The organism is Nocardia sp. NPDC050717 (genome assembly GCF_040654275.1).
Taxonomy (GTDB): Bacteria; Actinomycetota; Actinomycetes; order Mycobacteriales; family Mycobacteriaceae; genus Nocardia.
Genome location: NZ_JBFAHR010000002.1, coordinates 316,423 through 334,390, shown reverse-complemented (window position 1 = coordinate 334,390; position 17,968 = coordinate 316,423). Strand labels below are relative to the sequence as shown.

The following is a 17,968-nucleotide window of genomic DNA, read 5'->3' as shown; positions in this document are numbered from 1 at the left end:
CTACCTGACCTCCTGCAGCGCCTTGGTCATCGCCGTCGCCACCGCCGCGTGCCCGGCCCAGCCCCAATGGATACCGTCCGGATTCGCCGCACCCGACTCGATGTCGTCGCGCACCGCTTCACCCAGATCGACCAGCGGCACCGCGGTCCGGCCCGACCACGCCCGCAGCGCCTTGACCGCACGCGCGCGGCCACGGTGCACCCGCCCGTAGGCATCGCACTTGTGCACCGACGGCAGCACCGCGACCACGGGCAGCTCCGGACGCAGATGATTGAGCGCCTCGCGCGACTGCTCCAGGTAGTCGACACTCACGCGCGGCGGAAGTGCCACGGGGCGACCCAGTTTCGACAGCTTCGGCTGCAGCCAGTTGTAGGAGGCGCGCACGCCGCGCCGCAGCTTCGGCGGGCGGATGTAGCGGATCAGTTCCCGCAGCGCGGTGGGCAGCGGCGACGGCAGGGTGTCCATGCCGCCGACGGCGAACACGACCGCCCCGGCGCGGGGCACCGCGGCCCAGACCCGGGGGTCACCGATGAGCGCCCAGTAGGCGTCGCGGCAGGTCCACCCGATCCGGGCGATCAGCTCGACATCCCAATCCAGTTCCGCGGCCACCATATTCGGCCAGATCCGCGGATCGTCGGCGGGCAGACCGCCCTTGGGGCCGTAGTACGCCAGCGAATCGGCGATCACGAGCAGAACCGGCCGGGGGGACGCGGACGACACCGGGCTCGGCGCCTCGGCTACGAGTGCGACCTCCGCCGTGGTGCCCGCGGGCGAGTCCTGAGTGGGCGCAGCGGTCTGCGCAGGCGGCGCACCCGCTTCGGCGCCGCCGCCCGCCGTCGACAAGGCCTCGGCTTCCGGCGCGGGCGCGTCGACGGCCGCTGGGTCCGTAGGCTCGGCGGCATTGCGGATATCCGCTTCGGCCACACCGGATTCGGCAGTAGCGGAGGCGGCGGCCGTTCCCACCGCGGAGGTTTCCGGCGCGGTGCCGATCGACTCGGCGACCTCGGTGGACGCAGCGGCACGACCGGCCGCAGTGGCGAGGTCGTTGCCGGAGGTGGCCGCGGGCTCGTCCCGATCGACTCCTCCGGTCACGTCGTTCGCCACGGTGTGCCCAGTTTCCGCACCGCCGGGCGGGACTTCCTGCGGCGCAGGCGAATCCGCGTCGAACGTGGGTACCGGGGCGCCCGTGCCCGACGAGACGGCCGACTCGGGGTCAGCGGCCGGCGCCGCACCCGCCGCCTCGCCTACCTCGTCGGTATCCGGCTGCGCGACAGCCGAACCCGCCACGTCGGCAGGGTCGGAATCCTGCTCGGTGACCTCGGCCGAGGTCTGCGCGCTCGCCGCTTGGTCCTCGTCGCCGTCGGCATCGCCGTCGTCGGAGGACCCGCTCGCCTCGCCGGAAGCCGTGTCCGCGGCCGTCGGCTCGGCGGTGTCGGACTCGGCCGCGACCGGCGCGGGGGTCGGGCCGAACAGGGCATCGGGCAGCGAACGTTCGCTGCGCGCGGTGACCTGCTTGAAGAGTTCGTCCGGTACCGAACGGATGGGCTCCTCACGCTCGGCGCGTGCGGGGCGAGCGGGCGGCGGACCGAACAGCGCGTCCGGCAATTGCCGTCCGGCCTTGGCCGTCACCTGCTGGAACAGTTCGTCCGGTACCGATCGGACGGGCTCTTCAGAGGACATCGGGAGCTACCTTCGCCGCTGCGTTCCAAACATCGAGGCGCCAGCCGGGTGTATCGATGTCCGGGCCGTGGCTGGACAGCTGCACCCAGCTCGTGTTGGCCAGCCCACCGAGGGCAGGCCAGTTCGCCGGGGGCAGATCCAGCAACGCGGCCGTCAGGGCCGCGATCAGCCCGCCGTGCGCCACCAGGATGATAGTCCGGCCGGGCCAATCCTGCCGGTCGTTGTACAGTTCGCGCACCACGGGCAGGGCCCGCGCCCCGACCTCGAGTTTGCTCTCGCCGCCGGGCGGGCGATAGGTGGCGTCGAGCCGCCACTGCACCCGGGCGCCGGGGTAGTCGGCGTCGACCTCGAGGTGGGTCAGCCCCTCCCAGTCGCCCAGGTGGGTCTCACGCAGCCGGGTGTCGGTGATCACCGGCAGGTCGCTGAGGTCGCCGAGCGCCTGCGCGGTCTCCTTGGCGCGACGCAGATCGGAGGCGTGGATGGCGATCGCGTTGCGCGAGATCAGCTCGCGCGCGGCCTCTTTGGCCTGCTGCCTGCCCAGCTCGGTGAGATCGGTGTCGATCTGCCCCTGCATCCGGTCGGCCGCGTTCCATTCGGTCTGCCCGTGCCGCAACAGGATCAGCGTGCGCACATGGGCGTACTTGCTCACTCGGTGTCGCCCTCTACCTGTGCGTCGGCGGCGGCCGGAGCCGCCGGTGCGGCGATACCGTCGACGGGGACGGTCGGGCAGTCACGCCACAGCCGCTCCAGCGCATAGAAATTGCGCTCGTCGTTGTGTTGGATGTGCACGACGATGTCGACGTAATCGAGCAGCGCCCAGCGGCCCTCGCGGGTCCCCTCGCGACGGACCGGCTTGTGCCCGGCCGCGCGCAGCTTCTCCTCGACATTGTCGACGATCGCGTTGACCTGGCGCTCGTTGGGCGCCGAGGCGATCACGAAGCAATCGGTGATCACCAGCTGCTCGGACACGTCGAGGACGACGACATCGGTGGCCAGCTTGTCGTCGGCCGCGAGTGCGGCGACCTTGGCCATCTCGACCGCTTCCGCGGTGGCACTCATGCCTTACCTTCCGTTTCTGCGGGCCCATACAGGTGCCGCTTCGATATGTACTGCACCACGCCGTCGGGGACGAGGTACCAGACCGGCCGACCCTCCGCGGCGCGGCGGCGGCATTCGCTCGACGAGATGGCCAGCGCGGGGATCTCGATCATCGTCACGGCGTCGGCGGGATAGTCCCGCAGATGCTCCTCGAGATGGTCGGTGTTCAGCTCGTACCCCGGACGGCTCACCCCGACGAACTTCGCCAGTTCGAACAGTTCGGTCCAATCCTGCCATGTCAGGATGTTGGCCAGCGCGTCCGCACCGGTGATGAAGTACAGCTCGGCGTCGGGATGGGCGCTCTGCATCTCGCGCAGGGTGTCGACCGTGTAGGTGACCTTGTTGCGCTCGATATCGGCCCGGCTGACCGAGAACCTGGGATTGGACGCGGTGGCGATGACGGTCATGAGGTAGCGGTCCTCGGCGGGACTCACCTGCTTGTTCGCCTTCTGCCACGGCTGTCCGGTCGGCACGAAGATGACTTCGTCGAGCTCGAACCGGTTCGCGACCTCGCTCGCCGCGACCAGGTGGCCGTGGTGAACGGGGTCGAAGGTGCCGCCCATGACGCCGAGCTTGCGGCGCGGCCGAGCTGTGTCGTGCATGAGGTCCGAGCTTAACGGGGATCGCGCCCCTCGCTCGGACCGGACCATGTCTGACCGGCGCGACGTCCGGCGGCCTGGGCGCACATCTGCGCGAACTGGCCGCGCGTGCGGTCGAGCTCGGTGGCGATGTGGACGGCCGGGTCGGCGAGGTGCAGCTGGTTGAGTTCGGTCAGCAGCGCGTTCATGGTGACCCACCACGGCCCGCGAATCCGGCCGTGCGGGCCGCGTAGCTGCAGCCACGCCGCCGCCCGCAGGCACCGGGCGCGCGGCACGATCTTGCCCAGCTCTCCCCACAGCCCGGCCGCCCGCAGGTAGCCGCCGAGCGCGGCGGACTCCTGACCACAGCATTCGCGCGCCACCGCCGCCGACCACACCAGATCGGCGTGCCTGCGCCGGTCGGCGGGCGAGCGGGCGAGCAGCCGGGCCGCCTCGGTGTACTGCCACGCCGCCTGCCGGTACCGGCGCGAGCGGATCAGCGCCTCGGCGAACTCGGCCCGCACCTGCGCGAGTTCACCCGGCGGGTAGGCCACCTGCCCGCCGAGCAGGACTCGTTCGAAGGCGGTGACGGCTTCGGCGTCCTCGCCTGCCCGATGCCAGGCCCGGCCCGCCACGAGCCACAGATGCGCGGCGTCGGCCGCCGAGATCGGGTGCCAGCACGCGGCGGCCGCGGCGGCCGCGCGCGCGAGGTCGCGATCGCGGTCGGGCTGGGCGGCGATCGCGGTGACCAGCCGGCTGCGCAGCTGCGCCTGCTCCCGCGGTGCCAGTTCGCCGTACCCGACGACGAGTGCCCGCCGCAGCTGCTCCTCCGCCGCGCCCGGCGCCTCCGCGAGCCGAACCGCCGCGAGCTCGGCCAGCCGCCGTGCCACGCGCGCGCCGGACCCGTCCGGCACCGCGGGCGGTCCGGCCTCCGGCGGCGCTGCCACGGCGTGTGCGGCGATCGGGCCCGGCGGCACGGACTGCCAGGTGTTCCACCACTGGTGCACATCGAACGCACCACCCTCGACGGGTGATCCACCGGCTCCGTCGGGCACGCCCGATCCGTCGTTCCCCTCGGCCGCCGCGACACTCGCGGGCACCTGACGAGGCTCCGGCCAGGTCGCCGGGCGGCTCTCGGCACCGGAGGCAGGAGTGTCGGGGAAGCTCTCGTCGCTGAGCGGGTCGTTCACCGAGCGGACCGGGACCCGCTCGCGCCGGCTCGTCGCGAGCGGGCCTCCCCCACCACCGAGGTCCGATCGGACCGCTCGTCGCCGCGCGACGCCCCTGCCAGCATGGCGGTGATCTTGGTGGGCGCTGCCTTCGAGCGGCTTAACGTTCGCTGAAGCCGTCAGGGCCGCTTGGATTTCGGGAGCTTGGCGACGACCGCGTCGTAGGAGGCGTCGATCAGTTCGCGCAGCTCGTCGGGTGGGACGGCACCATCCACGGTGATGCTGTTCCAGCCGTAGCGGCCGATGTAGGCGGACGCGCTCACGTCGTCCGGGTAGATCAGCACCAGTTCGTCGGCCTCGGCACGGTCGCGACCGCATTTGAGACCGATGGAGGCGCCGGTGCCGAGGAAGGCGAAGATCTTGTCGCCCACCTTGGCCACGACATCACCCTCCCAGGGTTCGTCCTGCCAGGCACCGGGTTTGGCCAGGCAGTAGGCCAGCAGATCGTCGCTCATTCCCCTGCTCCTTCAGACGGGCAACAGCCGCGAGACCACTTCGGTGAGCTGTCGGGCGGACCGGCATTCGTGCATCTCGATCACCTCGCCGTACTCGCGGGCCGCCGAATCGCCACTGCCCCACAGGTTGCGCGGTTCGGGGTTGAGCCAGTGCGCGTGCCGGGCGGTGTCGACCAGCTGCCGCAGGATGTCCAGTTGCGGATTGCGGTAGTTGGTGCGGCCGTCGCCGAGGACCAGCAGCGAACTGCGGCTGGTGACGGCGTCGGCGAAATTGTCGGCGAAGGTGGTCAGCGCCTGACCGTAGTCGGAGTGCCCGTCGGCGTCGATGATCCGGGATTCGGTGAAGATCCTGGTCAAGACGTCGTCGAGGCCGGCGTGCGGGTCGAAGAAACCGGTGACCTCGTCGGTGCGGTCGACGAAGGCGAAGATCCGCACGCGGGAGAACTGCTCACGCAACGCGCTCACGAGCAGCAGGGTGAAGTTGCTGAACCCGGCGACCGAGCCCGAGATGTCGCACAGCAGCACCAGTTCCGGGCGGCCGGGGCGTGGCTTGCGGTTCACCAGGTCGATCGGCACGCCGCCGGTCGACATCGACGCGCGCAGCGTCTTGCGCAGGTCGATCTCCCCCCGGCGAGCACGCTTGCGCCGCACCGCGAGTCGCGAGGCGAGGATCCGGGCCAGGCGCTGGGTGCCGCGCCGCAGCTCGGCCAGTTCGCGCTCGGAGGCGCGCAGGAAGTCGGCGTCCTCGGCCTGGCGGGCGACGCCGTAGGTGGCGACCCGCTCACGCCCGATCTGCTCGGCGACGCGGCGGTTGGTCTCGGCTTCCACGCTCCGGCGGAAGCCCGCGATCCGCTCCCGGACCAGGCGCTGGGCGACCTCGGTATCGCGATCGCTCGCATCGGGCGGCAGCCCGAGACCGGCCAGCACCCGCGACAGCAGCGTCTGTGGCGCGAGGTCCTTGAGCGCCTGATACGCCGAGAACGAGGGGCCGCGTGCCGACTGGTACTGCCCCAGCTGCTCGACGATCTGCCCGGCCAGCAGTTGCAGCTGGGGGCCGCTGTCCTCGGCGGTCAGCAGTTCGGCCAGCTGTTCACGCAGCGCGGGCAGGTCGACCTTCCCGTCCGGGGTGCGCGGCACCTCGGGGGACGACGCGCTGCGCTCGCCCACCGCGACCGGGAACCACAGATCGAACAGCCCGTCGAAGGTGGCGCGATGGGTCGGGCGGCGCAGCAGCGCGCATGCCAGCCCCTCCCGCACCGACTCGCGATCGAGCAGGTCGAGCACCGTGATCACGCGGCCCGCGTCGACCGTCTCCGACGGCCCCACCGGGACGCCACGGGCACGCAGCGCCGCCACGAACCCGGCGACGTGCCCACCGAGTCCGTGCGGGGCGGGCGCGCTCATCTCACGCCAGCTTCAGCTCGGCCAGCGCGCGCTGGTGGTCGCTGCGGTGCTTGAGCACGACGCCGAGGGTGGCGCGCACGGTCGCGTCGTCCAGATCCTCGGCGCCGAGGGCCAGCAGGGTGTGGCCCCAGTCGATCGACTCCGCCACCGACGGCAGCTTCTTGAGCTGCATGCCGCGCAGGACGTGCACGATCCGCACCAGCTGCTCACCCACCGCGGCCGACAGCTCGGGGACGCGGCTGGCCAGGATGCGCCGCTCGAGGTCTTCGTCCGGGAAGTCCAGGTGTAGGTACAGGCAGCGGCGTTTGAGCGCCTCGGAGAGTTCACGGGTGGCGTTCGAGGTGAGCACCACGAACGGCTTCCTGGTGGCGGTGATGGTGCCCAGTTCCGGCACGGTCACCGCGAAATCGCTGAGCACCTCGAGCAGCAGGCCCTCGATCTCGACATCGGCCTTGTCGGTCTCGTCGATCAGCAGGACCGTCGGCTCACTGCGCCGGATGGCGGTGAGCAGTGGACGCGCGAGCAGGAACTCCTCGGTGAAGACGTCGGCTTTGGTTTCGGCCCAGTCGTTCTCACTCGACGCCTGGATCCGCAGGATCTGCTTGGCGTGGTTCCACTCGTAGAGCGCGCGTGCCTCGTCGACGCCCTCGTAGCACTGCAAGCGGACCAGCTCGGCCCCCGCGACCTGCGCGACCGCCCGCGAAAGCTCGGTCTTGCCGACACCGGCAGGCCCCTCGATGAGCAGCGGCTTGCCGAGGCGGTCGGCCAGGAAGACCGAGGTGGCCGTGGCCTTGTCGGCGAGGTAGCCGGTGGTGGCCAGGCGGGTGATGACGTCGTCGACCGAGGTGAAGATCGGTTCCTCTACCAGTGTCACGGTCACACCGGCCGAGTCTGGCCGTCGCCCCACACGATCCACTTGGTGGAGGTGAGTTCGGGCAGTGCCATCGGGCCGCGCGCATGCAGCTTCTGGGTGGAGATACCGATCTCGGCGCCGAAGCCGAACTGCTCGCCGTCGGTGAACGCCGTGGACGCGTTGACCATCACCGCGGCCGCGTCGACGCGAGTGGTGAACTCCCTGGCGGCGGCCAGGTCGGCGGTGACGATGGCCTCGGTGTGGCCGGTGCCCCAGGTGTTGATGTGCTCGACGGCCGCGTCGAGACCGTCGACGACCTCGAGGGCGATGTCCATCGTGAGGTATTCCTCGCCCCAGTCGGCATCGGTGGCGGGCACCTGGCCGGGCAGGTTGCCGTGGATGGTGACGCCGGCGTCGGTGAGCGCCTTGCTCAGCCTCGGCAGCGCGGTGTCGGCGACGGCCGCGTCGATCAGCAGGGTCTCGGCGGCGTTGCACACGCTGGGGCGGCGGGTCTTGGCGTTGAGGACGATGGCCTCGGCCATGTCGAGGTCGGCGGCGGAGTGCACGTAGACGTGGCAGTTGCCGGTGCCGGTTTCGATGGTGGGCACCTGGGCGTCGCGCACCACCGCGTTGATCAGGCCGGCGCCACCGCGCGGGATGACCACGTCGACCAGGCCGCGGGCCTGGATGAGGTGGGTGACGCTGGAACGGTCGTGGCTGGGCAGCAGCTGCACCGCGTCGGCCGGGATGTCCTGGGCCACAAGGGCTTCGCGCAGCACCTCGACCAGGGTGGCATTGGAGTTCGCCGCCGAGGAGGAGCCGCGCAGCAGGGCGGCGTTGCCCGACTTGAGGGCGAGACCGAACGCGTCGACGGTGACATTGGGCCGGGCCTCGTACACCATGCCGACGACGCCGAGCGGCACCCTGGTCTGGCGGATCTCGAGGCCGTTGGGCAGCGTGGAGCCGCGCACGACCACGCCGACCGGATCCGGCAGCCCGGCCACCTGGCGCAGGCCGGAGGCGATGCCGTCGACGCGGGCCTTGGTCAGCCGCAGCCGGTCGAGCAGGTTCTCCTCGGTGCCCGCGGCCCGCGCGGCCTCGATATCGGCCTCGTTGGCCGCGAGCACGCGGTCGGCGGCGGCGAGCAGGGCGTCGGCCGCCGCGTGCAGTGCGTCGTTCTTCTGCGCCGTGGTGAGCTGAGCCAGCACGCGGGACGCGACGCGAGCCCTGCGGGCGGCGTCGTGCACCGCTGCGCGGATGTCGAGCTCGGGGGTCACTTCTACCGTCATGGGCACCAGCCTACGCAGTCCGGCTCGGCCGCTCGACGCCACCCGCATCCCCGAATACGGCTCCGACCGGCGGCGGGACCGGGTTGTCCACAGGTTTCGCGCCACCGGAACATCGTCCACGGAGCGCCTGTGGACGGGCGATCGAAACGGCAGGCGGCGGCCGACGGACCGTACCGGCAGGCACCGACGAAACGGGTGGACACGACGCAGCGACAATCGCCGTCCCGGCCTCGGGGCGACGGCGACACCGAACCGGAGACCCGGGCGCAACGGGACTCGCCAGCGGTGCCTCGCGATCGCTACGTTTCGAGCATGGATTCCCGCGCCGAGCAGACCGTCGTCGTACTGGGCAGCGTCAACATGGACCTGGTCACCACGACCGACCGCAGGCCGGAACCCGGCGAAACAGTGCTCGGGTCCGGGTTCACGACCGTGCCCGGCGGCAAGGGCGCCAATCAGGCGATCGCGGCGGCACGGTCAGGTGCGACGGTGCGCTTCCTCGGCGCGGTCGGTGCGGACGCGTTCGGCGCCACCTTGCGCTCGACGTTGAACGACGCAGGCGTGGACACCGGGCTGACGCGCACCGTCGGCGGCCCGAGCGGAGTGGCGACCATCGTGGTCGACGAGACCGGCGAGAACACCATCATCGTCGTGGCCGGCGCCAACGGCCGGGTGACCGACCTGACCGGCGACGAGCTCGCCGCCATCGCCGCGGCCGACATCCTGCTGTGCCAGCTGGAGATTCCGCTCGCCACGGTCGCCGCGGCCGCCCGGCACGCGCGCTCGTCGGGCACCGTCGTCGCTCTGAATCCCTCGCCCGTCCAGCCACTTCCGGCCGAACTGTGGGCCGACGTGGACCTGGCCGTCGTGAATTCGCTGGAGGCCGAACGCTATTCCGCCGAACTGCGCGACGTCCCACATGTGGTGAGGACCCTCGGCGGCGCGGGGGCGGTGTATCGCGCCCCCGGCGGAGGCGAGTCGACTGTCCCCGGCCGCCGGGTCGATGTCGTCGACACCACCGGCGCGGGTGACGCCTTCACCGGCGCACTCGTCGCCACCTGGGCGGCCGGGCCGCACACGGCGGTGCGCTGGGCGAATGCCGCCGGTGCCGTGGCCACGACCCGCCTCGGCGCGAGTTCGTCGATCCCGGACCGGGCGACGATCGAACGCGCGCTCGCGCGGGGGTGACCGCACCGGCCGCGCCCTGCGCCACCACCCGGAACCCACGTCGCGCCGACGACGACCGGCCGCGACGAGGCGACGTCGTCCGAGCTCCCGGCAACCGTCGAGCCGCGCCGCCGGCCCGGGCCGTGGGCCGGAACAGGCCGAAATTCAGGTGCGCTGCGAGGGTCGAGGTCCCTACCGTTGGTGGTACATCAAGGAAAGGACCGACCATGTTTCCCGTCGAGCTGCGCGGTACGAGGGCGCAGACGCTCATGTGGGCAGAAGAGCACGAGATCGAGCAGTCCGCGCTGCGCCAGCTCCGCAACATCGCCGAGCTGGAATGGGTGTACGGACTGCGCGTGATGCCCGATGTGCACCTCGGCAAAGGCGCGACGGTGGGGTCGGTCATCGCCATGCGGGACGCGGTCGCGCCCGCCGCGGTCGGCGTCGACATCGGCTGCGGCATGGAGAGCGTGAAGACCGGGCTGACGGCGGCGGATCTGCCCGACGACCTGCGCTCGCTGCGGTCGCGGATCGAGCGGGCCGTGCCGGTCGGGTTCAACGCGCACAAGGAGGCCGTGAACGTCACGGCACTGCACGCCGGTTCCCACGGGCAGTCGGCGCGCACGAAGGGCTGGGAGCGGTTCTGGCGCGAGTTCGGTGAGCTGCACCCGGGCGTGTCGTCGCTGGAGTCCAAGGCGCACAAGCAGATCGGCTCGCTCGGCGGCGGCAATCACTTCATCGAGATCTGCCTGGACCAGGACGACGCGGTGTGGATTCTGCTGCACTCCGGGTCGCGCAACATCGGCAAGGAGCTGGCGGAGCGGCACATGGCGATCGCGCGCGGGCTGGCGCACAACCAGTCGCTGCCCGACCGCGACCTGGCGGTGTTCCTCGCCGGGACGCCCGAGATGGCGGCCTACCGGCGCGACCTCACCTGGGCGCAGGAGTACGCCGCGCGCAATCGCGCGGTGATGCTGTCGCTGGTCTGCCGGGCCGTGCGCGACGAATTCGCCGACCGCGAGGTGCGTTTCGACGCGCCGATCTCGTGCCACCACAACTACGTGGCGGAGGAGGTCATCGACGGGGTGCCGATGCTGGTGACCCGCAAGGGCGCGGTCCGCGCAGGCGCCGGTGATCTGGCGCTGATTCCCGGATCGATGGGGACGCGGTCGTATGTGGTGCGCGGCAAGGGAAATCCGGCCTCGTTCCAGTCGGCCTCGCACGGCGCGGGCCGCCGGCTGAGCCGGACGGCGGCCAAGAAGCAGTACACGGTCGCCGACCTCGTCGCGCAGACCGAGGGCGTGGAGTCGCGCAAGGACGCGGGCGTGGTCGACGAGATCCCGGCCGCCTACAAGGACATCGACGAGGTGATCGCCGCGCAGGCCGACCTGGTCGATGTGGTGGCGACGCTGCGTCAGGTGCTGTGTGTGAAGGGCTGACTCACCGCCGGCGCAGGGTGCCCGCCACACCGGCGCCGACGAGCAGCAGGCCGAGCACGAAGGTGAAGCCGCTGGTGATCCACGAGTTGAGCGCGATGTGCAGCTCGTCGGTCATCAGCGGCAGATCCCCCACCAGCCGCCACGTGCTCTCCGGCGACACGAAGTAGATCAGCCCGGGCAGCACGCCCCACACCAGCCCGGCCAGGATCGTCGCCGCCGGGGTGAACCCGGCCAGCGCGCTCACCAGCAGGAGCAGCAGGCCGCCGCCGATGATCTGGGCGGCCGAGCCGAATCGGTCGGCGGCGTCACCGAGGATCACCCAGCGGCTGGTGTCGAGGGCGCCGTGCGCGGCGAGGGCGATCCCGATCGGTGTGACGATCACCGCGAGGAACGCGCCGACCACCGTGCGCGAGACCGTGGAACTGGTCTGGAACTGCGAGCCCGGTGGGGTCCAGCCCGCAGGCGGATCGAATCTGTTGGCCATGGCGGTCCCCCTCCGATCGGTACCCGGCCCCTATTGTCCTCGCCCACCGTGGTTTTCGCCGACCGAATGCGCGACGCGCGTGACCAGGGGTTTCGGCGGGGCGCCTGCTTGTCGGTGGCATCGGGCACGATGGTTCCCATGACCTCAGCGACCGGGAACGACGTGCTCGACCTGACGGCTCCTGACCTGCGCGAACGCGCCGAGGAGCTGTTGCGTGAACTCGCCGGGCCCGCCGCGCGGCTGCGCGAGGACCAGTGGACCGCGATCGAGGCGCTGGTGGTGCGGCGGCAACGGGCGCTGGTGGTGCAGCGCACCGGCTGGGGCAAATCGGCGGTGTACTTCATCGCGGCGAAACTGCTGCGGCGCGCGGGGCGGGGGCCGACGGTGATCGTGTCGCCGCTGCTGGCGCTGATGCGCAACCAGGTGTCGGCGGCCGAGCGGGCCGGGGTCGTGGCCGACACGATCAATTCGGGCAATGTCACCGAGTGGGACGAGATCCATCAGCGGGTGGCCGACGGCGTTGTCGACGTGTTGCTGGTGAGCCCGGAACGGCTCAACAACCCGGACTTCCGTGATCAGGTGCTGCCGCGGCTGGCCGCCGACGCGGGCCTGGTGGTGATCGACGAGGCCCACTGCGTGTCGGACTGGGGGCACGATTTCCGGCCCGATTACCGGCGCATCCGCACCCTGATCGCCGATCTCGGCTCCGATGTCCCGGTGCTGGCCACCACCGCGACCGCCAACGATCGCGTTGTCACCGATGTGGCCGGGCAGATCGGCACCGACACGCTGGTGCTGCGCGGCACGCTCGACCGCGAGTCGCTGCACCTGTCGGTGGTGCGCTTCGACGACGCGGTACGGCGCACGGCCTGGCTGGCCGGGCACCTGGACCGGATGCCCGGGTCGGGCATCATCTACTGCCTCACCGTGGCCGCCGCGCACGACCTGGCCGACGTGCTGAACACCCATGGCCACACCGTCGCCGCCTACACCGGCCAGACCGATCCCGCCGAACGCGAGGTGCTCGAAGCGGCACTGCTGAACAACGAGGTCAAGGCGCTCATCGCGACCTCGGCGCTCGGCATGGGCTTCGACAAGCCCGACCTGGGTTTCGTGGCGCACGTGGGCGCGCCCTCCTCCCCCATCGCCTACTACCAGCAGGTGGGCCGCGCCGGCCGTGGCACCGAGCGCGCCGAGGTGGTGCTGCTGCCCGGCGCCGAGGACGCGCGGATCTGGAGCTACTTCGCCTCCGTGGCGTTCCCGCGCGAGCACATCGTGCGCGCGGTGCTGGCCGCGCTCGACACCGAGCGGCCGATGTCGACGATCGCGCTCGAGCCCCTCGTCGAGCTGAACCGCTCGCGGCTGGAGATGGTGCTCAAGGTGCTCGACGTGGACGGCGCGGTGCGCCGGGTCCGTGGCGGCTGGCTGTCCACCGGCGAGCCGTGGACCTACGACACCGAACGCTACGAACGCCTCGCCGCAGCCCGTGACGCCGAGCAGCAGGCGATGATCGACTACCAGGCGACCACCGCCTGCCGGATGACCTTCCTGCGCCGCCAGCTCGACGATCCGGGCCTCGGCGCCCTCGACGCCGCGACGCCCGACTGCGGACGCTGCGACAACTGCACCGGCACCACACCCGACACCACCGTCGACACGGCCACCGTCGACGCCACCAGGGCCAGGCTCGATCGCCCCGGCCTGGATCTGGCGCCGCGCAAGCAGTGGCCGACGGGCATGGCGAAACTCGGCGTCCCGCTGTCCGGCAAGATCACCGACGGCGCCGAGACCGGCCGTGTGCTGGGCAGGCTCACCGATCTCGGCTGGGGACAGCGTCTGCGCGCGCTGCTCGACGGACCCGACGCCCCGGTGCCCGACGCGGTGTTCGACGCCTGTATCGCGGTGCTGCGCGACTGGAACTGGTCCGCCCGCCCGACCTCCGTGCTCGCACTGGAATCGCCACGCTATCCCCAGCTCACCGCCAGTCTGGCCGCGCGGCTGGCCCAGGTGGGGCGCTTGGACAACCTCGGCATCCTGCACAACCGCCCCGACCGGCCGCCGGTCTCGGCGGCCAATTCGGCGCACCGGGTGGCCGGGCTGTTCGACTCGTGGGAGGTTCCCGACCTCACCCACGTCACCGGGCCGATCCTGCTCGTCGACACCCTCACCGACACCGGCTGGACGATGACGGTCGCCGCGCACGCCCTGCGCACCAGCGGGGCGGACGCGGTGCTGCCGTTCGCCCTGGCGACCCCGACCTGACCCGGCCGCCGCGCGATTCCCGTAAACTTCGCTGCGTCCGTGCAGGTAGACCGGCCGACGATGGAGTCGTCATGACGTCCGCAGCACCGAAGAAGGCACCGCCCACCCTGGTCCTGCGAGCGGTCGAACGGGTGCGCGACGCACTCGCGGTCCTGCACCGCCGGCTGGTCCCCGGTCACATCGCGCTGCTCGAGCTACAGATCGCCGGATTCCTCTCCCAGGCGATCAGCGCGGCGGCCGAACTCGGTATCGCCGACCAGCTGGCCCGCGGCAGGCGCGACGCGGCCGCGCTGGCCGCGGCGGTGGGCGCCGACGAGGACGGCGTGCGCAGGCTGATGCGCCTGCTGGTCAGTTTCGGGGTGTTCGCCCAGCACCGCGACGGTTCCTACGGGCTCACCCGGATGGGCGAGGCACTGCGCTCCGACGGCCCGGTGACGCTGCGCGACACGTCGCTGTTCTTCGGTTCGCCGTACCACCGCAACCACTGGACCCATCTGACCGACGCGGTGCGCAGTGGCGAAGCCGTCGGTCCCGCGCTCGACGGCGCGAGCTTCTTCGAATACGCCGCGACGCACCGCGAGATCGGTGACCTGTTCGACCGCGCGATGACCAGCGTGAGCACGCTGTCCATCGAACCGCTGCTGGCCGCCTACGATTTCGGTCGCTTCGACACGCTGGTGGACGTGGGCGGTGGACGCGGCAGCCTGCTGGTGGAGATCCTCGGCCGCGCCCCGGACGCCGAGGGCATCGTGTTCGACCTGCCCGACGTGGTCGCCGGCCTGGACGCCGATCTCGCGGCACACGGACTGACGGGGCGCTGCGCGGCGCGGGCCGGCTCGTTCTTCGAGGAGGTGCCGCCCGGCGGGGACGCCTACCTGCTCAAACACATCCTGCACGACTGGTCCGACGCCAAGGCCGAGCAGATTCTGCGCACGATCCACGCGGCGATGGACCCGGCCGCGCGGCTGCTGGTGATCGAGCTGGTGCTGCCCGATCATCAGCGTCCGCACCCCGGCAAGTTCATCGACCTGGAGATGCTGGTCAACACCGACGGTGGCCACGAACGCACCGAGGCGCAGTTCCGCGAGTTGCTCGCGCGCGGCGGTTTCACGCTGCTGCGGACGGTGCCGACGGCGGCGCCGGACTGTGTGCTGGAGGCCCGCCCGCGCTGATCGCGCCCGACACGCCGATTGCGATTGTGTGTCCGACCGGCGACCAGTGCTTCAATGCGGCTATGACCAGGACCTCATTTGCTCGATCCCTGATGGCCGTCGCCGCGGGCTGTGCGGCCGGATTCACCCTTCTCATCGCCCCCGCGCAGGCCTCGAACGAGAACCCGCTCGACTGCAACGGCGTGCCGGGCGCCCAGGCCGCCGCCGACCGGGAGAGCGCGCGTCGCGGCATCGCGATCACGCCACTGTGCTTCAGCGGCGGCCTCTACAGCAACATCCACGCCGGGATCCCGCTGGCCGTGCTGAACCCGCTGACCATGCCGGGCACCGCCAGCGTGTGCGTCGACGAGCGCGGAACCGTCGAGGCGGCGGCCAAGTTCGAGTGGACCGAGCAGGTCCATGTGATGCCGATGTGCATCCAGAACCGGGCGTTCGGGGTGTACGAACTGTAGGTTCGCGCCGCAGGCCCGCGGTCCGCACGGAGTCGAGTCCGTGCGGACTTTTTGCCTCTTGCTCTATACGTATACATCTACTTATAGTGAGTTACGGCGGCACGCAGCCGCCGCACCATCGCAGACAGACCCGTGACGACGAGCAGCTACTGGGGCTCGCCGGTCGAATACCCATGCCCATATGCGCATGGAGATATCGGAAATAGGCCCGGAAAGGACCTCCACCATGTTCGCCAGACTGGGGCGCGTCGTCGTCCACCACCCATGGAAAGTGATCGGGCTGTGGGTGATCGCGATCGTCGCCGTGCTGTCCACGGCGCCCGCGCTCACCGCGACCACCGACCAATCCGCCTTCCTGCCTTCGCATTACGAGTCCATCCAGGCGATGAAGTTGCAGGAGCAGGCCTTTCCGCAGAGTGCCGCGCCCGCCGCGCTGATCGTGGCGGTCCGCGCCGACGGCGGCCCGCTGAGCGACACCGACTCGGCGACTGTGAGCGCCGCCGCTGCCGCGCTGACCGAACGGAACATCAAGGGTGTCACCGGCATCCAGGTGACTCCGCCCTCGGAGAACCGCCTGGTCCAGGTCATCGCGGTACAGATGGCCAAGCCCACCGACGCCTCGGACAAGACCCAGGGCGAGGCTGTGCGGAGCCTGCGCGAGCACCTGAAGGAGCAGATCGGTGACACCGGCCTGAAGGCGGGCGTCACCGGAACGGCGGCGCAGACCCTGGATCAGACCGAGCAGGGCGAGAAGGGCATGGCGATCATCGGCATCGCCACGATCGTGCTGATCCTGGTGTTGCTGCTGGTGATCTTCCGCAGCCCGGTCATCGCGCTGCTGCCGGTGCTCACCATCGGCGCCATCTCGAGCACCGTCGGCGGCCTGATCGCCATGGCGGCCAAGGCTTTCGACCTCGAGATCGACACCTCGGTGAACTCGATTCTGCTGGTGGTGCTCTTCGGTGTCGGCACCGACTACATCCTGTTCCTGATGTTCCGGTACCGGGAGCGCCTGCGCGCCGGTGACGATCCGAAGGCCGCGATGGTCAACGCCGTCGCGCGGGTCGGCGAGGCCGTGACCTCGGCGGCGGCCGCGGTGATCATCGCGTTCATGGCGCTGACCCTGTCGAGCCTCGGGATGTTCCGGGCGCTGGGCCCGGCGCTGGCCATCGCGGTCGCGGTGGCGCTGCTGGCCGGTCTGACGCTGGTGCCCGCGATCGTCTCCCTGCTCGGCACCAAGGTGTTCTGGCCGTCCAAGGCCTGGCAGATCGAGCCGAGGGGCGCCCGGTTCGGCGCGATCGGCGCGGCGATGGGCAGGCGGCCCGGGGTGTTCGCCGTCGCCTCCGGCGGCGTGCTGGTGGCGCTCGGGGTGTTCGCCTTCGGGTTCAATCCCACCTTCGACATGACGTCGGGGTCGAGCACCGACACCTCGGAGTCGGTGGCCTTCACCACCGAACTGCTCAAGGGCATGCCCGCGGGTGCCACACAGCCCTCCGATGTGCTGGTGCGGGCGGAGTCGCCGCTCACCGATGACCAACTCGCGACCTACCGCACGGCGCTGACCGGCGTCGACGGCGTCGGTCAGGTCGGGCAGCCGCAGTTGTCGGCCGACCGCATGATCGCGCATCTGCCGGTGACGCTGGCGCACGCGCCGGAATCCGACGCGGCGCTCGACACGGTCGCCGGTCCGCTGCGCGAGCGGGCCCACCAGGCGGCGCCCGCGGGAGCCACGGCGGCGGTCGGCGGGCTGACGGCGGTGTTCGTCGACTTCGAGGACGCGATGAACCACGACTACCGGATCGTGTTCCCGGTGGCGGCGGTGCTGATCATGCTGGTGCTGGCCCTGCTGCTGCGCAGCCTCGTCGCGCCCTGGTACCTGATGGCCTCGGTGTTCCTCGGCTTCGCGGCGACCCTCGGCGCGACGGTGCTGGTGTTCCAGCAGCTCCAGGGTGAGCACGGGCTGATCTTCACGCTGCCGGTGATCATGTACCTGTTCGTGGTGGCGCTGGGCACCGACTACAACATCCTGATGGTCGCGCGACTGCGCGAGGAATCGCGGGCGGGCCACACGCCGCGCGAGGCGGCGGCGCTGGCGGTGCGCCACACCGGGCCCACGATCGCCGCGGCCGGGCTCATCCTGGCGGGCACCTTCGCCTCGATGATGCTGGCAGGCAACAGCAGCCTGTCGCAGATGGGGTTCGCGATCTCGGTCGGCATCGCGATCGCCGCCTTCGTGATGGCGCTGTTCTTCACCCCGGCGGTCACGGCGCTGCTCGGGCGCCGGGCGTGGTGGCCGGGGCACGGTGGCGACGACGCCGAGGGCCGCTGGGCGGAGTACTCCTACGCCGAGAGTCACTACACGCCGCCCACGGCGCGCAGCCGCAGGTAGTACCCGGCTGACACACC

At 71.1% G+C, this 17,968-nt stretch carries 16 protein-coding genes; 6 read left to right on the top strand and 10 right to left on the bottom strand.

Going from position 1 to position 17,968, the window contains the following annotated elements:
• From octT to AB0H56_RS07550, 9 genes are all read right to left on the bottom strand, one after another.
• Nucleotides 1-1,680 carry a diglucosylglycerate octanoyltransferase gene (gene octT / locus AB0H56_RS07590; RefSeq protein WP_357158713.1) on the bottom strand — a complete coding sequence of 560 codons (1,680 nt, stop codon included), beginning with the start codon at nt 1,678-1,680 and terminating at the stop codon, nt 1-3.
• Nucleotides 1,670-2,329 carry a histidine phosphatase family protein gene (locus tag AB0H56_RS07585; RefSeq protein ID WP_357158711.1) on the bottom strand — a complete coding sequence of 220 codons (660 nt, stop codon included), beginning with the start codon at nt 2,327-2,329 and terminating at the stop codon, nt 1,670-1,672. Before AB0H56_RS07585 ends, octT begins: the two co-directional genes overlap by 11 nt.
• Nucleotides 2,326-2,739 carry a ribosome silencing factor gene (rsfS, locus tag AB0H56_RS07580; RefSeq protein WP_110039527.1) on the bottom strand — a complete coding sequence of 138 codons (414 nt, stop codon included), beginning with the start codon at nt 2,737-2,739 and terminating at the stop codon, nt 2,326-2,328. Before rsfS ends, AB0H56_RS07585 begins: the two co-directional genes overlap by 4 nt.
• Nucleotides 2,736-3,380, bottom strand: coding sequence for a nicotinate-nucleotide adenylyltransferase (gene nadD, locus AB0H56_RS07575; protein ID WP_110039526.1), 645 nt, complete (start codon nt 3,378-3,380; stop codon nt 2,736-2,738). Before nadD ends, rsfS begins: the two co-directional genes overlap by 4 nt.
• A gap of 11 nt (nt 3,381-3,391) precedes the next feature.
• Complete coding sequence (locus AB0H56_RS07570) at nt 3,392-4,546, bottom strand: hypothetical protein (protein WP_357158709.1); 1,155 nt, start codon at nt 4,544-4,546, stop codon at nt 3,392-3,394.
• 158 nt (nt 4,547-4,704) lie between these two features.
• Nucleotides 4,705-5,040 carry an MmcQ/YjbR family DNA-binding protein gene (locus tag AB0H56_RS07565; RefSeq protein ID WP_357158707.1) on the bottom strand — a complete coding sequence of 112 codons (336 nt, stop codon included), beginning with the start codon at nt 5,038-5,040 and terminating at the stop codon, nt 4,705-4,707.
• A 12-nt stretch (nt 5,041-5,052) separates the two neighbouring features.
• Nucleotides 5,053-6,444 carry a VWA domain-containing protein gene (locus tag AB0H56_RS07560; protein WP_357158705.1) on the bottom strand — a complete coding sequence of 464 codons (1,392 nt, stop codon included), beginning with the start codon at nt 6,442-6,444 and terminating at the stop codon, nt 5,053-5,055.
• 1 nt (nt 6,445) lies between these two features.
• Complete coding sequence (locus tag AB0H56_RS07555; protein ID WP_280221463.1) at nt 6,446-7,324, bottom strand: MoxR family ATPase; 879 nt, start codon at nt 7,322-7,324, stop codon at nt 6,446-6,448.
• The gene (locus AB0H56_RS07550) at nt 7,321-8,586 is read right to left on the bottom strand and encodes a glutamate-5-semialdehyde dehydrogenase (protein WP_280338679.1); all 1,266 of its coding nucleotides are present in this window, start codon (nt 8,584-8,586) and stop codon (nt 7,321-7,323) included. Before AB0H56_RS07550 ends, AB0H56_RS07555 begins: the two co-directional genes overlap by 4 nt.
• 312 nt (nt 8,587-8,898) lie before the next feature.
• Between AB0H56_RS07550 and AB0H56_RS07545 the strand changes: the two genes are divergently transcribed.
• Both AB0H56_RS07545 and AB0H56_RS07540 read left to right on the top strand, forming a co-directional pair.
• Nucleotides 8,899-9,774, top strand: coding sequence for a ribokinase (locus AB0H56_RS07545; protein WP_357158702.1), 876 nt, complete (start codon nt 8,899-8,901; stop codon nt 9,772-9,774).
• Between the two features lie 206 nt (nt 9,775-9,980).
• Nucleotides 9,981-11,192 carry an RtcB family protein gene (locus tag AB0H56_RS07540; protein WP_357158699.1) on the top strand — a complete coding sequence of 404 codons (1,212 nt, stop codon included), beginning with the start codon at nt 9,981-9,983 and terminating at the stop codon, nt 11,190-11,192.
• A 1-nt stretch (nt 11,193) separates the two neighbouring features.
• On the opposite strand, the gene AB0H56_RS07535 is transcribed toward AB0H56_RS07540, so the two are convergent.
• The gene (locus AB0H56_RS07535; protein WP_357158696.1) at nt 11,194-11,676 is read right to left on the bottom strand and encodes a hypothetical protein; all 483 of its coding nucleotides are present in this window, start codon (nt 11,674-11,676) and stop codon (nt 11,194-11,196) included.
• A 138-nt stretch (nt 11,677-11,814) separates the two neighbouring features.
• Between AB0H56_RS07535 and AB0H56_RS07530 the strand changes: the two genes are divergently transcribed.
• From AB0H56_RS07530 to AB0H56_RS07515, 4 genes are all read left to right on the top strand, one after another.
• Nucleotides 11,815-13,938 (top strand): RecQ family ATP-dependent DNA helicase, encoded by a 2,124-nt coding sequence (locus tag AB0H56_RS07530; RefSeq protein WP_357158693.1) that lies wholly within the window; start codon nt 11,815-11,817, stop codon nt 13,936-13,938.
• Nucleotides 13,939-14,009: 71 nt separating this feature from the next.
• Nucleotides 14,010-15,110 carry a methyltransferase gene (locus AB0H56_RS07525; RefSeq protein ID WP_357158690.1) on the top strand — a complete coding sequence of 367 codons (1,101 nt, stop codon included), beginning with the start codon at nt 14,010-14,012 and terminating at the stop codon, nt 15,108-15,110.
• 62 nt (nt 15,111-15,172) lie between these two features.
• Entirely contained in the window at nt 15,173-15,562 is a 390-nt protein-coding gene (locus tag AB0H56_RS07520; protein ID WP_244198393.1) for a hypothetical protein, read from the top strand.
• 226 nt (nt 15,563-15,788) lie between these two features.
• Nucleotides 15,789-17,951 carry an MMPL family transporter gene (locus AB0H56_RS07515; RefSeq protein ID WP_357158687.1) on the top strand — a complete coding sequence of 721 codons (2,163 nt, stop codon included), beginning with the start codon at nt 15,789-15,791 and terminating at the stop codon, nt 17,949-17,951.
• Nucleotides 17,952-17,968 lie beyond the last annotated feature (17 nt).

What these genes read in the sequence shown, in the direction of transcription:
- AB0H56_RS07545 (WP_357158702.1), top strand. Translation starts at nt 8,899, where the DNA reads ATGGATTCCCGCGCCGAGCAGACCGTCGTCGTACTGGGCAGCGTCAAC.
- AB0H56_RS07540 (WP_357158699.1), top strand. Translation starts at nt 9,981, where the DNA reads ATGTTTCCCGTCGAGCTGCGCGGTACGAGGGCGCAGACGCTCATGTGG.
- octT (WP_357158713.1), bottom strand. Translation starts at nt 1,680, where the DNA reads ATGTCCTCTGAAGAGCCCGTCCGATCGGTACCGGACGAACTGTTCCAG.
- AB0H56_RS07550 (WP_280338679.1), bottom strand. Translation starts at nt 8,586, where the DNA reads ATGACGGTAGAAGTGACCCCCGAGCTCGACATCCGCGCAGCGGTGCAC.
- AB0H56_RS07525 (WP_357158690.1), top strand. Translation starts at nt 14,010, where the DNA reads ATGACGTCCGCAGCACCGAAGAAGGCACCGCCCACCCTGGTCCTGCGA.
- AB0H56_RS07520 (WP_244198393.1), top strand. Translation starts at nt 15,173, where the DNA reads ATGACCAGGACCTCATTTGCTCGATCCCTGATGGCCGTCGCCGCGGGC.
- AB0H56_RS07515 (WP_357158687.1), top strand. Translation starts at nt 15,789, where the DNA reads ATGTTCGCCAGACTGGGGCGCGTCGTCGTCCACCACCCATGGAAAGTG.
- AB0H56_RS07565 (WP_357158707.1), bottom strand. Translation starts at nt 5,040, where the DNA reads ATGAGCGACGATCTGCTGGCCTACTGCCTGGCCAAACCCGGTGCCTGG.
- AB0H56_RS07535 (WP_357158696.1), bottom strand. Translation starts at nt 11,676, where the DNA reads ATGGCCAACAGATTCGATCCGCCTGCGGGCTGGACCCCACCGGGCTCG.
- AB0H56_RS07560 (WP_357158705.1), bottom strand. Translation starts at nt 6,444, where the DNA reads ATGAGCGCGCCCGCCCCGCACGGACTCGGTGGGCACGTCGCCGGGTTC.
- rsfS (WP_110039527.1), bottom strand. Translation starts at nt 2,739, where the DNA reads ATGAGTGCCACCGCGGAAGCGGTCGAGATGGCCAAGGTCGCCGCACTC.
- nadD (WP_110039526.1), bottom strand. Translation starts at nt 3,380, where the DNA reads ATGCACGACACAGCTCGGCCGCGCCGCAAGCTCGGCGTCATGGGCGGC.
- AB0H56_RS07530 (WP_357158693.1), top strand. Translation starts at nt 11,815, where the DNA reads ATGACCTCAGCGACCGGGAACGACGTGCTCGACCTGACGGCTCCTGAC.